Annotated in this window: 9 protein-coding genes; 4 read left to right on the forward strand and 5 right to left on the reverse strand. The window is 34.9% G+C overall.

Annotated elements, in window-relative coordinates:
* Positions 1–74 precede the first annotated feature (74 nt).
* Entirely contained in the window at positions 75–713 is a 639-nt protein-coding gene (locus GO495_RS29280; protein ID WP_157303505.1) for a hypothetical protein, read from the reverse strand.
* 381 nt (positions 714–1,094) lie between these two features.
* Between GO495_RS29280 and GO495_RS29285 the strand changes: the two genes are divergently transcribed.
* From GO495_RS29285 to GO495_RS29300, 4 genes are all read left to right on the forward strand, one after another.
* Positions 1,095–2,120 carry an AraC family transcriptional regulator gene (locus GO495_RS29285; RefSeq protein WP_157303506.1) on the forward strand — a complete coding sequence of 342 codons (1,026 nt, stop codon included), beginning with the start codon at positions 1,095–1,097 and terminating at the stop codon, positions 2,118–2,120.
* 460 nt (positions 2,121–2,580) lie between these two features.
* Complete coding sequence (locus GO495_RS29290; RefSeq protein ID WP_157303507.1) at positions 2,581–4,131, forward strand: hypothetical protein; 1,551 nt, start codon at positions 2,581–2,583, stop codon at positions 4,129–4,131.
* A gap of 38 nt (positions 4,132–4,169) precedes the next feature.
* Positions 4,170–6,866, forward strand: coding sequence for a class III lanthionine synthetase LanKC N-terminal domain-containing protein (locus GO495_RS29295; RefSeq protein ID WP_157303508.1), 2,697 nt, complete (start codon positions 4,170–4,172; stop codon positions 6,864–6,866).
* 163 nt (positions 6,867–7,029) lie between these two features.
* On the forward strand, positions 7,030–7,290 hold the full coding sequence (locus GO495_RS29300) for a hypothetical protein (protein ID WP_157303509.1): 261 nt from the start codon (positions 7,030–7,032) through the stop codon (positions 7,288–7,290).
* A 77-nt stretch (positions 7,291–7,367) separates the two neighbouring features.
* Here the strand turns inward: GO495_RS29300 and GO495_RS29305 are convergent, their stop codons facing one another.
* Genes GO495_RS29305 through GO495_RS29320 form a run of 4 tightly spaced genes read right to left on the reverse strand, consistent with a single transcriptional unit; the run spans position 7,368 to position 14,953 of the window.
* Positions 7,368–8,921 (reverse strand): S8 family serine peptidase, encoded by a 1,554-nt coding sequence (locus GO495_RS29305; RefSeq protein ID WP_157303510.1) that lies wholly within the window; start codon positions 8,919–8,921, stop codon positions 7,368–7,370.
* Positions 8,922–8,946: 25 nt separating this feature from the next.
* A complete protein-coding gene (locus GO495_RS29310) occupies positions 8,947–10,113 on the reverse strand; it encodes a TlpA disulfide reductase family protein (protein WP_157303511.1) in 1,167 nt (388 codons plus the stop codon).
* Positions 10,114–10,147: 34 nt separating this feature from the next.
* Positions 10,148–11,608: a RagB/SusD family nutrient uptake outer membrane protein gene (locus tag GO495_RS29315; protein ID WP_157303512.1), complete on the reverse strand. Its 1,461-nt coding sequence runs from the start codon at positions 11,606–11,608 to the stop codon at positions 10,148–10,150.
* Between the two features lie 12 nt (positions 11,609–11,620).
* Positions 11,621–14,953 carry a SusC/RagA family TonB-linked outer membrane protein gene (locus tag GO495_RS29320; protein ID WP_157303513.1) on the reverse strand — a complete coding sequence of 1,111 codons (3,333 nt, stop codon included), beginning with the start codon at positions 14,951–14,953 and terminating at the stop codon, positions 11,621–11,623.
* Positions 14,954–15,179: the final 226 nt, after the last annotated feature.

Consider the following 15,179-nt stretch of genomic DNA (forward strand, 5'->3'; position numbering starts at 1 on the left):
ATGGAAAGTACACAATTCCCCATTCAACCACCAGCAAAGCTGGATGAAGCATCTTTAATTTTGATGAGCGGAGTTTATTGCTTTTGAAGGATTAACGCATCATGTTCGAATGTTAAAACCAGGAGTTCCCGTAACTTCAGGTAAAACCATTCTTCCCGTAAAGGTGTTAGAACAGGCGTATGTTTAAGCTCATGTTGCAATGCATATAATTCATCCCAGATAATTCCTTTATTTACTAAAGCAGAGCCGCCTAATTCATACTTATCAAGCAAGTATCTGACAGGTACCTCTCCTTCTACCAACCTTTTAATGATTTCCATTGAGAATTCGCAACGTAACAATTCATAAGTGCCAGGTTGTAAATAGGATCCATGGGCATCATTATTTAGGATTGAAACCGCATATTCCCCTTCTTTGAAAGGAAATTGCTCCTGTCCATTTAATTGAACTATCATATCTCCCGATAACATACATTCAATAACATTTCTTGTTCTACTTATTGAAGTCTGTAACATTACTGGTTGTTTTACATAAAAAAGTATATTCCTTAACGCACACCCTTTAAAGTAATGTTCATGAAACATTATATCAAGATAGCTGGAGGTAAGAACAAACGGCTTGGCAAATTCACGGATAGAATTGCAATAATTTAAAGGAATCGAATCATTTAATTTTAATACCTCTCCGGGAACATCTGCAATTTCAAATTTCATTGGGCAAACAATTTGTAAGAACTAAAGATCCTTTTATTGGCTGAATTATTATAACAGTCATGTTAAGTTTTTACACCTATTATTATTCCGAGCCAAATATTATTTCAATGTTAAGCTTTTGATCATGCAAAATTATAGCGGTATCAACAATTAATTTGCTATTGCAATTATGTTAACCCTGCAAGACATTCGCAGGTAACTGAAACTTGAATATTTAAGCCCTTGTATAGCCACCATACAAGAACCCATTTATATCACAATCCTGCAATACTGATTGAAGCTATCCAGAGCGGATTTGCTTTTGTCCAAATTGGCTTTGGGTAGGTAGTCTATGCATTGTCGGAAAAACAGAGACTCTTAATATAGAAATAAAACGTGCTTATGAACATCGCGGAAAACCCAGCCATTATTAGATTCGATGTTGCATCTAAAGATAAGCTGAACAGTAGTATCTCTCAACAATTACCTCAAAAATATCAGGCTCACTCCTTGAAAGAAGCGACCGTACAATATATGGAAGCGCTTTCCGGGGCCTACTTTACTCAGGAAATCAAGGATAAACTCTGGGTGATCAATTGGTTGAATTTTTTTATTAAAACACCAATTACACTTCAGGCCGTCGCCGATAGACCAATGGTTGCTCTTTTATTCGTACTTAAAGGTAATATCACCATTAATCTACAGGGCTTTGGGAAACTCTCATTGCAAAAGAATAAGTTTGGCTTTTATTATATACCTGCAAACGCAAAAAATGCAGTAGATCTTATTTCAGATGAGTATGATGCAATCTTTATTTCAATTTCCATCTGTTTGTTGGAAGAATTTGCAGCGCAACACCCTCATTTCCAGGAATTGTATAACCTTCAATACAATCAGAATGAAAATGCGAGAGTATTACCCACCTTTGACGTAGGTTCAGATGAACGGAAAATAATAGATGCTATTCGTTATAGTGATTTAAAAGGGCCTGCGCATAAAATCTTCCTGCAGGCAAGAATTTATGATTTATTGGTCAGGTATTTTACTGCACAGAACGAAACAGATAAGAACAACCTTGTTAATACAGAGCAGGAAGCCCGGCTGTTGGAAATCCAGAAATTCATTCAACAAAATATCAATTTACCATTGTCTATTCGTGCATTAAGCAGGCAAGCAGGTATGAACCTACGGAGTTTTGAAAGAAATTTTAAACGACTATTCAGTTTAGCACCAAGAGAATATATAGAATATCAACGCATTAAAGAGGCCGCAGAATTATTAAAGAACACTAATATGTCTGTAAATACAATCAGCATGCACGTTGGCTTTGCAGGATCTAATTATTTTTCATTTGTCTTTCGTAAGCATTATTACTGCTCTCCGAGGCAATATCGTCAGCAATGGCTTGAAAGTAGCCAAATAGATTGATAATAAGCACCAAAACAGAGAACAAGTGACGAAAAATTGTAGATTTTAAATTCGAATAATCGAACATTATTTAAAAGTTAAATCTTCATCTTTACAACACAGCTTTAGAGATGAAATATACGCAGAATAAAATATGCATTCTACGCAATCTGAATAATCGAAAACTTATGACCAGTGTTTTATACCCATCATTTCAAATATAAAAACAGATCTATTAATTAACATCTATATATACTGCAAGTTCAAACAGTTTTATTAATACGCCGTTGTTATGGGAAACATAATAACTCTTTGCTTACATCTCAATAATAATTCTTATACAGTCAAAACATTGTGCAATATCCAGGTTTACTCATGGATATTCAGATTTGCTGCATAAATCCAGACATTCATTTTATAACTCAGTACCTATTGATAGTAAACAACATTGATAATTAGCATTAGGCCAATTAATATTATTATGGATACAAAAATGATTCAGGGAGGCTCTACACTAAAGCACCCTACCAATAGCCCTTCAACTGATTTTAAAATTCAACAGCTATCCTTTGCTGATTTTATACTTCAAGGTAAGAGAAATCGTATGTTCCTTTTGATTGCATTAGCTGCTACCATTGCACAGTTCATAGTATTCAAATTCCTATATCCTTATCCTGATTTTTTTTCTGATTCCTACAGTTACCTCTTTGCGGCAAAAGCAAATGTGGATATTAACATATGGCCTATTGGATATTCAAAATTCTTGAGATTACTTCATTTTATCACAAACTCAGATATTGTATTGGTAAGTTTTCAATATTTTCTCATTGAATTGTCTGGCCTTTATTTCTTTTTTACGATATTATACTTTTTCAAGCCGGTTAAAACGAATGAGAATATATTATTTGCATTTCTGTTCCTTAACCCATTGTTTCTATACATCAGCAACTATATAAGTAGTGATCCTTTATTTATTGCATTAAGTGTATTCTGGTTCACACAATTGATATGGATTCTTAATCGTCCACAAATCCATCAGATATTTATACAAGCCATTTTACTCTTAGCTTGTTTCACTATTCAAAGTAATGCTTATTACTATCCGGTCATTACAGTTATAGTATTCTCGCTATCCAAATTTCCGCTTGGACGGAAAGTAGCCGGAGCTTTATTAGGACTATTATTCATCATACCATTTGTTATACATACCCGTAATGAGGCTTATAAAATGACAGGAGCAAAGCAATTTTCTCTATCTATAGGCTGGATGCTGGCAAGTAATGCCCTTTATATGTATGAATACGCCGATACTGCTAAGACACTTTCTCCTGAAGCTACAAAACTAGATGGGATGAGCAAAAGATTCTATAGTATGATGAATAGAGTAGACTCTGAATTTCATAGTGGTCTCCCCGCCTATGAGGGCAATTTCTTCATTTCGCATCCTTTCTCCCCCTTGCAGGAATACATGGAAATAAACTATAAAAAAACAGACGAATATAGCATGGTACAGGCATGGGGCAAGTGTTCCATTATATTTTCAGAATATGGCATTTATCTTATAAAGCATAATCCAGTAGCATATTTCAGAGAATTCATGGTACCGAATGTAAAAAACTTCTTTTTACCTCCATTAGAGAAGATGAAGGTATATAATCAGGGGGAAAACAACATTGAGCCTATCGCAAAATCATGGTTTCGATACAAAACTACGAAAGTAACAAGCATTTCTTATAAAGCGCAGGGTACAATCTTATATATATTTACGCCATTGTTCATGCTCATTAGTGTATATCTAGCAGGTATGGCGATTGTATACTGGATCAAGGATAAACATAAATTTGCATCTCCTGCATATAAATGGACATTCTTTTCAATGAGCATTTTCCTGTTCCTAAACTTCTGTTATTGTCTATTCGTAAGCGGTATTGTTTACAGGTTCCAGATTTTCCCTTTAATTATTAGCCTGGCATTTTCACTACTCCTGACAGAAATTAATTATAAGAAAGTACCCTCAAGTACAATTGCCTAAATAGTTAACCAAAGTCATAACTAGAATAATCAGCATATATGCGTAAAAACAATAGCAATATTACTCCTTACAGCTCATCTGCGTTAATCGTTCCACCTCTTGAAATGGGAAGTGATTATAAAGTGATACTCGAATACTATCAGCTCGATTATAAGATGGTTGACTACTATTTACAGGTAGGCGAAATCACACGTGTACAGGGTTGGATATTACATTTATCTGCTGTGATTTCCCAGGTATCTGATCTCTTAAAAATAGTTATACCAGTCTTAATAGAAGCACATGTTCCTTTTAAAATAGCTGCTGGTAAAACGGACTGCACGTACCTATTGAGTGGCTATTTAGGAGTTGCGCAAATTGGCAAAATTATCAGCATCTATCCAGAGGATGATGCTTCATCCCTCTCCTTGGCTCAAAGGTTAATTCAAATAACGCAAACATTTAAAGGTCCTGCCATCCCTACGGATATAAAACTTGGTAATATTGTATATACAAGGTATGGAAGCTTCAATCCTATTATGCGGAAGAATATAGCCGGCATAGAGGAAAAATATATTTACGATGCTAAAGGCGCATTAATAAAAGATCCCTACAATATTCCCTTTTCCATGCCAGAAGGCATATCCTGGCCTTTTAGTGTATTAACGAATGTGCTTATTACAAAGCAAAAGAAGGTATTTAAAAATATTTATAAACTATTATCAACATTAAAAACGGATGTAAGGGGCAACGTTTATAAAGGTATTTATGTGAAAGGGCTTTTTCGTACTGCGCCATGTGTTATCAAACAGGGCATTCAAAATATGTCTTCCGAAGACACTGGGCGTGACATACATGATCGTTTGTCTTGGCAACAAGAATTATATCACAAGCTTGCTGACACCATTCCTCTCCCTAGGATTATTGATCTGTTCAAAGAAGATGGAGACAGCTATTTGGTAATGGAATACATTAAAGGCAATTCATTATATGATATTGTTAAAGAGATAAACATTGATTCTAATTGCTGGTTTCAACTTCCACCTGATAAAGCCTTAAGAATATTAAATTATCTCATCAACATTACTTCCATCATTGAAAAGTTGCATAACAGAGGATTCGTCCATAGAGACATTGTACCTGTGAATTTCATGATCGACAAAAAAGATCAGATTTTTCTGATTGATATGGAATTAACTTATTCAATTAAGGAGCACAAATTTGATGCCCCATTTCAATTAGGCACGGGGGGGTTTATGTCTCCAGAACAACAGTTAGTAATGACGCCTACGATAAAAGAAGACATTTATGGATTAGGCGCCACAATATTGGAAATAACTACAGGGTTGTCTCCAGTAAAATTTAATAACTACTTTACTAAGGATCTATCCAATAATATTTTTTTCTTTACGAGAGCTAGAGAACTTTCCCAAGTAATAGCTGATTGCCTGAACCCAGATCCAACATGCAGGCCAGTAATTTCTTTAGTTTATTCAGCTCTTACAGATTATCAACGAACACTACAATCCACTAATCATATCGATAAAAACAAGGATTATAACACTAAACCCAGCATTCAGCAGATAAGAGAAATAACTGCCGCAGCCATTGAGGGGCTTAATACATCCCCCATGGTCATGTTGAATGATGTGTGGTACTCGCGTGAATCTAAACTCGCAAGTTTCAACACAAGTCAAAATAAAGAATACATACGGTACATTGGATTTAGTGAGGGGCTGAGCGGCGTGCTTTATTTGTTGGCAAGGGCATCTAGAATAGGATTCTCAATCGATTCCTGTATGAAGGGCTATAAAAAAGGATGGACATTTATTGAAGAAAAATGCATGCTACTTCTACCCGATATTTCACCAAGTTTGTATAGTGGAGCAGCAGGGGTAGCAATTGCATTATCAGAGGGCATAGAGGCAGGGCTCCTTGATAATAATGAATTAAACAAAACCAAACTACAACAATGCCTTGAGGTATCTGATTCTCGATTGGATCTGATCAATGGCATCACTGGACAGGGAATTGCACTACTAAAATGTAGTGCATATTTACCAGAAGGATTTATACAAACATCATTAAATAAAATCATCACTATTCTTCTGCAAAATCAACAAAAAGATGGTTCCTGGATTTTCCCTGTTACATCAAAGGGAGAAAAGCTGTTAAGCTTTACATATGGCAACACAGGCATAATATGGTTTTTATTACAATATAATTCTCTTTACAAAGATGAACAGGTATTAACAATCACACACAAGGCTATAGAATGGGTATTAAATAGAGCCCATCATTTAAAGATTTTTTTTGATAAGCAGTACTTTAACAATAACGTATCAGATGATTTTGAAGTTGGCGATGAACGAAGGGGAATTATACTAATGCTGATAAAAGCATATGAAGTACTACACGAAGAAAATTATAAACAGCTGGCTGAAAGAGCTTTGTTGCAATATACGTCCTGCATTGTAAGTAATAATTTCACACAAAAAGATGGATTGGCATCAATAGGTGAATTATATATTGAAGCTATGCGTGTATTTAATAATGAAGAGTGGCAAAAACGTGCAAATTGGATAGCAGAAGTATTCCTCCATACCTTGATAAGGAATTCAAATGGTTCAGGCTATTGGAACTTAGAACAATACAATGATCCTACAGCAGATTTCATGATAGGTAATAGTGGCATAATTCATTTTTTGCTAAGATATCTTGAACCAGCTTTATTAGGTTATCGTCTGTTGAACTGATAATAAATTACATCTACTTCATTAGTAGTAATCAATCCGTGACGACGGATAGTAAACTAAGATGAATAAAACGGGACACCCGATACCGTTGAATTATGGCGGGTAAGGAGAAACCGAAAACCTTTAAAAGAGTAGGTACAATTTTTAACTTTCAATTTTTTTTATGAAAATCTCAAAATTCATGCTCCTAGGTGGCGCATTTACATTGGTAGTAGGAAGCCTTTTCGCAACGAAAACCTCTAAAAAATTTACTGCTTTTTCTACTGCTTTTGCTGGTACTCCATTCCTAGGTGCAAAACTTATTTATGCGGGACACTTGACAAGTGCAACACGTGCTTCACACACGCTCTTTTTAATCACCGCTAATGCCCAGGCAACATTCTTCACTAGTGCTGCTTCAGCCAACAAGATTTACTACAAATAGTAAGTTTTGGCATTATTTTTTGCAATAAATGACTATGAATTATTGCACCAACAAAATGTTGGTGCAATAATTCATAGTCATTTATAACTATTAGCCAATTGAATGGCATTATACATGTTTATAATGCCGCCAGAAACACATAGGTCAGAAAAAGGAAGCGATTGCAAATGCCCGTTAAGCTCCTTAATATTAACATTGTGGTTCACTTTCATTACTGACTTCATAATAATTTCCTTTATCTGTAAGGCGGTCAATGTAGGATAATATTCTCTCAATATTGTTGCTAGGCCTGCTACCATAGGAGCTGCCATGCTGGTACCATTCAGGGAAACATAGGTTGAACCTGGCGCAGTAGAATATATCTGCACCCCAGGTGCAAATACATCTACATTTTTTTTACCGTAATTAGAAAACAATGCTATCAAACTACTATCATTTATAGGCCCTGTTGCACCGACCTCTATCCATGCTTGTGCAACCCCTTCATCTTCATATCTTGGATTAGGATAAATATTATTAACATCGAGGTTTAATGCATCATTACCTGCAGCATGAACAATTAAGACATCCTTCTTCATTGCGTATTTCACTGCACTATCAACTGCTAATTTATTCCATGTGTATAGTTTACCGAAACTCAAATTAATTATTTTAGCACCATTATCAACTGCGTACCTAATTGCATCAGCCAGGTTTTTATCACGCAATTCCCGAAAAGAAGATATAACGCGCAATGACATAATAGACACAGAATCAGCAATCCCATCCATGCCAACTCCATTATTCCGTACAGCACCAATAATTCCAGCTATATGCGATCCATGATATGGACCTGGAAAAGGGAAAAGAGTAAATGGCCCCATTACATCAGAATCATCATTATTTATAATTGATAATGTTGTATCTGCAATATTTAATCCATGTTCAATATGCTCTTTTATCAATGTTATTTGATTATTAATCTCGTTTTGTCTATACTGAATAAAATCAACATAATAAGGCAAATATCTAATTATGATTTCGCAGATTTGCTTTTCTATATCATTTGCTGGTCGATATTTTTTAAAATCTGACGATAACGGATTTGTTTTACCTATTTGTTTAATTATTTGCTCAACAATTTTATTTCGCTCTTCAAGATCAAATAAGAGATTCTGCGCATTATTTAGATGAGATTTAAATTCCTTAACACTCTTCCTATTGCATTGATATTCAGTACGATAAAGTTCATTCACCGCAGTATAAGAAAGGCTATCAAAAAATTGCTTCTTAATTCCCGCAATATTAGTTACATCTTCTTTTCCATTTTCAGAGCCAACAAAGTTCCATCCATAAATATCATCAACATATCCATTATGATCATCATCTTTCCCATTACTTGGAATTTCATTCTTATTAATCCAAAGCATTTTTTTCAAGTCTTCATGCGTAGTATCTATCCCGGAGTCAATAACTGCAACAACCACAGCCGTCTTTCTCTTATCCTTTAGCAATTCAGCATATGCTTTATTAGTGCTTATACCAAATACACTATCAGTCTTTAAATCCATATGCTGCCAGTTACTTTTCTGCGCATAGAGTATAAAATTTACCTGCATAATAAAACAAGTCAATGCCATCTTCCTGATCATTTTGATATCATTTTATTAGTAAATATTAGCTGCCAAATTCTCTCCATAGATAATATTGTAGTTCTATACCAGTAAGATCCCATGCAACAATTTTACCTTGTTCATCAACCAAAATATCAGTAGTATTAGGAACTCTGTGCCCTCCTTCATGGTATATCTCATTAGTTATTTTTCCTTTTAAATCTATAACATTGTACCAAGGATATTTATCAACATCTAGCGCCTCCTTCCATTCTTCTACATAAGAGTCTGCTGAAATTCCGATAATATTAAATCCTTGATTGTGGTATTTATTATACTGCATCACCAACTCTGGTTCTATTTCGTTCCTAAATGCAGACTTATTGGCCCAAAGATGCACTAATGTTAATTTTCCTTTAGACACAACATCTTTTAACATTAATAATTTACCATCTACAGTAGGAAGCTTAAATTCAGGAAATGGTTGATTAATTAATAATCTGCAATAGTCTTTTAATAACTTGCCATAATGCGATTTTTTTATACTCTCATCCAATCCAATGTATACATCCCCAAAAGAAGCCGCATGACCTGAATATGAAATCAAACTATGCACTACAATTTCAAAAGGAATAACTGATTTAGGATAAGGTTGATCCCAATGATAAAAAGAACTTATAATAAAACTTTCTGTAGACATTTCCCTTGCTTTTAAAGCTGACTCAATCAATGCTGGATTAAACCCTAAAGAATCTTTTATTTTTTGTACATACCCATTGAGATTTATCATACTTGTTAAATAAAAATCTATAGAGCTTTGTGAAAGATGCCATTTTTCATTCGTTGGGCTTCCTTTAATATTAAAATAATTATCTAATGTAGACGGCCTGATTTTTGAAATATTACTATCACAAGATATACTTACAATTTGTTCATTATCCAAATACAGACGACAAAATTTATTAGTATGCTTATTAAAACTCATTGCATAATAGCCTCCCAAGCTATCCGGGGCTTCACTACTAATAAGAAACTCTCCATTTTTCACTAATGCAGAATCCTTAATGGACCAATTCATTTTTTTAAAATCGAAAATAGATAATGCTACTTTTTCGCCTTCTTCCAATCCTTTTATATGACCTGTAATTTTAAATCCTTTTAAAGTTTGAGAAAACAGTGAAAGGGGCGATAATGTAACTAATAATAAAATTCTAAAAAGCCTGATAGACATGTAATATTAAATTTTAAGTCAAAAAAAAATTATACTAATACCCAGGATTCTGTATAAGACTAGGGTCTATCTTTCTTTCTGATAAAGGAATTGGATATAAAACATCCGTATTTTGCCAGTTTTCTCCTTTAATAGATTTTAGGATGACAGCAGCTTGATTTGTTCTTTTTAGATCAAACCAGCGATGTCCCAATTCTGCAAAAAATTCAACACGATTCTCTTGAGCAATAGATTTCCGCATCATTTCTTGATTTAATGCAGCAGATAAATCCGTCAAACCTGCTCTTGCACGAATAATATTTAAGTCAGAAACCGCCCCCTCTAAATTATTCTGTTCTGCTTTTGCCTCTGCACGTATAAGATACTGTTCTGAAACTCTTAATAAGGTATAATATTCATTAGTGCTACCGGACGTTCCCTGCCGGATTTTATATTTGGAAGGGTAATAATATGAAGGCGAGCTTCCACTAATACCAACCCAGACCGTAAGCCTTTTATCATCTTTTTCAAATGATCCTAATAATTGACTGGTAATGTAGTAGTTGGGATAAGAAGAGCCTCTGGGAACAAAGTTAAAGGCCTCACGCGTTGCATAAGGAGATCTATCAGCTGATACTTGCAATTGCCAAATAGCCTCATTATTATTCTTTAAAAAGACATCATTTAAATTATCTTGAAGTGCATAAAGATCTGTTTTAGAAATTACTTTATCAGACTCTATCTCAGCATTGTTCCAATTTCCAGTATATAAATAAACCCTCGCCAATAAAGCAGTGGCTGCCCAAGAAGTTGCCCGAATCCTTTCACCATTAGTAATACTATAATCTTGGGGTAACAAAGTTTGCGCCTCTTTTAGATCAATTTCAATCTGACTGTAAATTTTCCCTACAGGCGAACGTTGCAAAAGGTTATTTTTTGCCCAAGCAGTATTAGTGACTAATGGAACATCTCCAAATAAATTGACTAAGTAGAAATAACTAAAGGCTCGCAAAAATAGCGCCTCTCCTCTCAGTTGCAATTTAATTCTACTTGTTAAAGTAGTAGATTCAGAAACCCCTTCCAAAACGGCATTAGCTTCATATACGGTATTGTAAATTGACGACCAGAATTGATTATATACAAATCCATCTGTTTCTAATAGATTATTGGTTTGGAATGGATCTAGGGGATCACTCAACGGGATTAATTCATCTGCAGAACTCCCACACAGAGAAGATAAAGACGTATTTACAAAATTATTCCGTCCCTTGTTGTAACTCAGATTACTATAAACTCCAGTAATAACAGCAATTGCGTTCTCATCTGTACTAAACGCTTCTACCGAAGTAAGACTATCAACGGGTTGCGGAATGTCTACTAACTTATCACAACTATTAAAAAATACAAAAAAAAGTAACAGAATTAACCTTGTAAAGACACTATTACTTTTAATGAATTTCATGAGCAAATAATAAATGCTCTTAAAACCTTTATTATAAATATTTTTATATTTCATTATTACTAGGTTTTAAAAATTAAATTTGATACCCCCAACTATAGTTCTGGCTGGAGGTAGGCCTCCAAAATTCTGAGTTTCAGGGTCTATTCCTTTATACCTTGTTATGACAAATATATTATTAGCATGCAAAAACAAGCTGCATCCTTGCATACTTAGCTTGCTCACATAGAGAAATGGTAGATTATACGATAAAGAAAGATTAGATAATCTAATAAATGACGCGTCAGTATATATACCATCAGACACGCTAGTAAACTGTCCATCAGACAATTGGGGTTGCGTAGTAAATCGAGCAACGTGGGATATATCTCCAGGATTTTGCCAACGGTTTAATACTTCTATGGGTTGATTACTATTTATTGAACCAGGAAAGTTACCAAAAGCAGTACCATTAATGCCAACCTGTTTCTTAAAATTAAAAAACATACTTAGCTGAAAATTTTGATAGCTAAAGTTCATTCCTACCCCTCCAAAAAAATCTGGACTGATCTTCTTAATATAAGCATCATCAGAATTCCCAGAGTAGTCAATACTAATTTGGCCATCTTTATTTTTGTCTTCAAATATATATTCACCGGTTTTAGAATCTACCCCAACATTATGTAGAAGTCTGACAATATTTAACGGCTGCCCTATAACGAATTGTCCAACGTAAGGAGATAATTCAAAATTAGGGTATGAGAGCAATCTATTTTTATTGAGGGAGATATTAAAATTAATAGACCAATTAAACTTTTTGGTTTGAATAATGTTCCCATTTGCCGAAAACTCCCATCCAGAGTTTTCAACTAATGCGAGTGAATTAGCAATGACTTTAGTAAATCCAGTGAATATTGGAGTAGGATAATAAACAAGTTGGTTACCACAGCGATCTCGATAATAAGCAGCTTCAATATTAATACGATTTTTAAAAAATCCCCCGTTAAATGCTGCTTCCATTTTTTTATTAACTTGCCAACGATAATCAGGATTACTATGTTGGATAGGAACGACGCCAGCAACATTACCATATGAAGGGATTCCATTTGGAGAAAATCGTGTCAAGTATTTGTAATCTCCAACTGCATCACTACCTGTAGTCCCATAACTCATTCTCAATTTACCAAAGCTTATAAAGTCAACATTATTCTTAAACCAATCTTCTTCGGTAAAAATCCAAGCGACACCTACTGATCCAAAGTTTCCGTATTGCTTGCCAACTCCAAATCGGGATGAGCCATCTCTACGCCCTGAAATATTGAGCATATATTTATTCTCCCAATTATAATTAATTCTTCCAAATATTCCTGCATAACGATATTGCCCTGAATTTTCCTGACTTGACTGACTAGTGGCATTAGAAAGAGTTTTCATTGCCTGATCACTAGTATATCCATCACTTGAAATATTCAACCCATTAGTCAATGTTTGTTGATTAGAAGCACCCAGTAATATTTGAAACTTTCCCTTATTAATAAATCGCTCGTAAGATAGTTTAGGTTCTATTATCCAATTTCTATTACTATTATATCCCCAACCAGCATCTCCTGTCGATCCATTAAGAGGATCCTTAGATGTAAAAAGATTAAGCTGTTGTTGATTTGCCTGAGCTACATTGTAACCAAAACTTGTAGAAAACATCAGTCCTTTCATAATAGTATAGCTTAATGATAAACTACTATTAAGAAAATTAGTTTTAGCAATATAAGGCTGCTTAAGACCTGCAAATGGGAAAGCATTTCTAGCATCTCCATTTTGCCCTCCCCAGCCATCATAATTCAGGTTCCCGGCAGCATTATAAATGGAAGGCGCATTTGGTGCGTAGGTAATATTGCCAGGAAGATTAATCATATTCGATTGCGTAAGGGAATATGAACTTATTAAAGAAACACTAAACCGTTGATTTAATGATTTGTGGGTCAGATTTAATGAAAGGGCCGCCCGTTGATCAGCTCCACTCACTGTTAATATATTAGTTGTATGATTGTATTCTGTTCCAATTCTGAAGGTAGTATTCGCATCTCCTCCCGAAAGACTTCCTTGCAAATCAATAGTCTTACCAGTTCCCCCATAAAGAGCCCTTTGCCAATCAGTATAACGAGTTGTATCCCATGAAAGATCATAAGCATTCTCAGATGAAGGAACAATATTATCATTTTTGTAAGCTTCCTTTCGCATAGCCAGATATTGCTGTGTATTGAGCATATGATAGAAACGCGTAATACTTGATGTTCCTTCTTGTATATGAAAATCCAACTGTGTCTTACCTGCTTTTCCTTTCTTTGTTGTGATAAGAATAACTCCGTTGGCCCCCCGTGAGCCATAAATAGCAGTTGCATCCGCATCCTTTAACACTTCAATACTCTCAATATCACCAGGATTTATATTAAAAAATGGACTTTGACCGCCAGCCGGGCCAGTTAATCCATTTTGAAGATAACCGACTGAACCATTTTTGTAACTTGATCCCCCATATAAATCAACTATAGTTAATGGTACACCATCAACTATATATAATGGATCAGAAGGGAAATCTCCTATTGTTCCTCTACCCCTTAATTCAATTTTTACGGGCGCACTAGCAAACCCATTTTTCTGATTAATATCTAACCCCGCAATTTTCCCCTGCAACGCAAGTAATGGATTCATCACTGGTTGTCTTTCGATTTCTTCAGCAGTAATTCGTCCAATATTTCCTGTATTTAGTCTACGTGTTGTTGTTCCGTATCCTTGAATGATTGTCGCATCAAGTTCACTAATATTTTTTTTAAGTACTGCGAGTATCTTCTTTTGTCCCTTAATAGATAATTCAATTGTTTCAAAACCTGTGTAACTAATTACGAGGCTGGCATTCTCTGGTATTGCTGCAAGTGAAAAATTGCCCGATTCATCAGTAATCACGCCCCTCTTTGTCATTTTTACGACTATATTAGCAAATGGCAACGCCGTTCCCTTATCATCCGTTACCTTTCCAGAAATAGTTATCAGCGATACCACCGGATCCCCCAAATTAACAGGCTCCTTTACCGGAGCCTCGATAAAAACCCTTACTACATTTCCCTTCTTACTCCACTTCACAGGCTTGTTATAAAACAGTTTATTAAGTACCTCTTCCAACATCATCTCCTTCACATTAATACTCACCTTTTCGTTGTCATCAATCACTGCCAAGTCATACATAATTAGAACATCTGTCTGTTCTTCAATTGCGTGAAAAACATTTTTCAACGTCTTGTTACTCACGTTGAGAGTAATCTTTTGTTCTTGTCTGGAAGCAAGCACAGGAAATGATAAAAGCAGTAGCAGAGTAATAGGAATAAAGAGCTTCCGATAATGAGCCCGTAATAGTAGAATGCATTCCATGTTTAGCAATTAAGTAGTGAATAAACGGAACATGACATAAGGTGTACTTTTAAAGCAATGCCGACACGTTAAATATATTGACACGATTTAAAGAAGGACGCACTATATCCAATCTGCTTTTTTTTACGGCTTAATATTCCGGTAACATTGAACCATAGCAATTCTTAATGAATTGTTAAGCGATTGGGACATGTAAAACAACGCTGCTTAAATGAGTAATATAAGA

The sequence above is a fragment of the Chitinophaga oryziterrae genome (genome assembly GCF_009758125.1).
GTDB lineage: Bacteria > Bacteroidota > Bacteroidia > Chitinophagales > Chitinophagaceae > Chitinophaga > Chitinophaga oryziterrae.

Bases quoted from the DNA above. Each gene is read 5' to 3' on its own strand.
- GO495_RS29280 (WP_157303505.1), bottom strand. From the start codon at position 713: ATGAAATTTGAAATTGCAGATGTTCCCGGAGAGGTATTAAAATTAAAT.
- GO495_RS29285 (WP_157303506.1), top strand. From the start codon at position 1,095: ATGAACATCGCGGAAAACCCAGCCATTATTAGATTCGATGTTGCATCT.
- GO495_RS29290 (WP_157303507.1), top strand. From the start codon at position 2,581: ATGGATACAAAAATGATTCAGGGAGGCTCTACACTAAAGCACCCTACC.
- GO495_RS29295 (WP_157303508.1), top strand. From the start codon at position 4,170: ATGCGTAAAAACAATAGCAATATTACTCCTTACAGCTCATCTGCGTTA.
- GO495_RS29300 (WP_157303509.1), top strand. From the start codon at position 7,030: ATGAAAATCTCAAAATTCATGCTCCTAGGTGGCGCATTTACATTGGTA.
- GO495_RS29305 (WP_157303510.1), bottom strand. From the start codon at position 8,921: ATGATCAGGAAGATGGCATTGACTTGTTTTATTATGCAGGTAAATTTT.
- GO495_RS29310 (WP_157303511.1), bottom strand. From the start codon at position 10,113: ATGTCTATCAGGCTTTTTAGAATTTTATTATTAGTTACATTATCGCCC.
- GO495_RS29315 (WP_157303512.1), bottom strand. From the start codon at position 11,608: ATGAAATATAAAAATATTTATAATAAAGGTTTTAAGAGCATTTATTAT.
- GO495_RS29320 (WP_157303513.1), bottom strand. From the start codon at position 14,953: ATGGAATGCATTCTACTATTACGGGCTCATTATCGGAAGCTCTTTATT.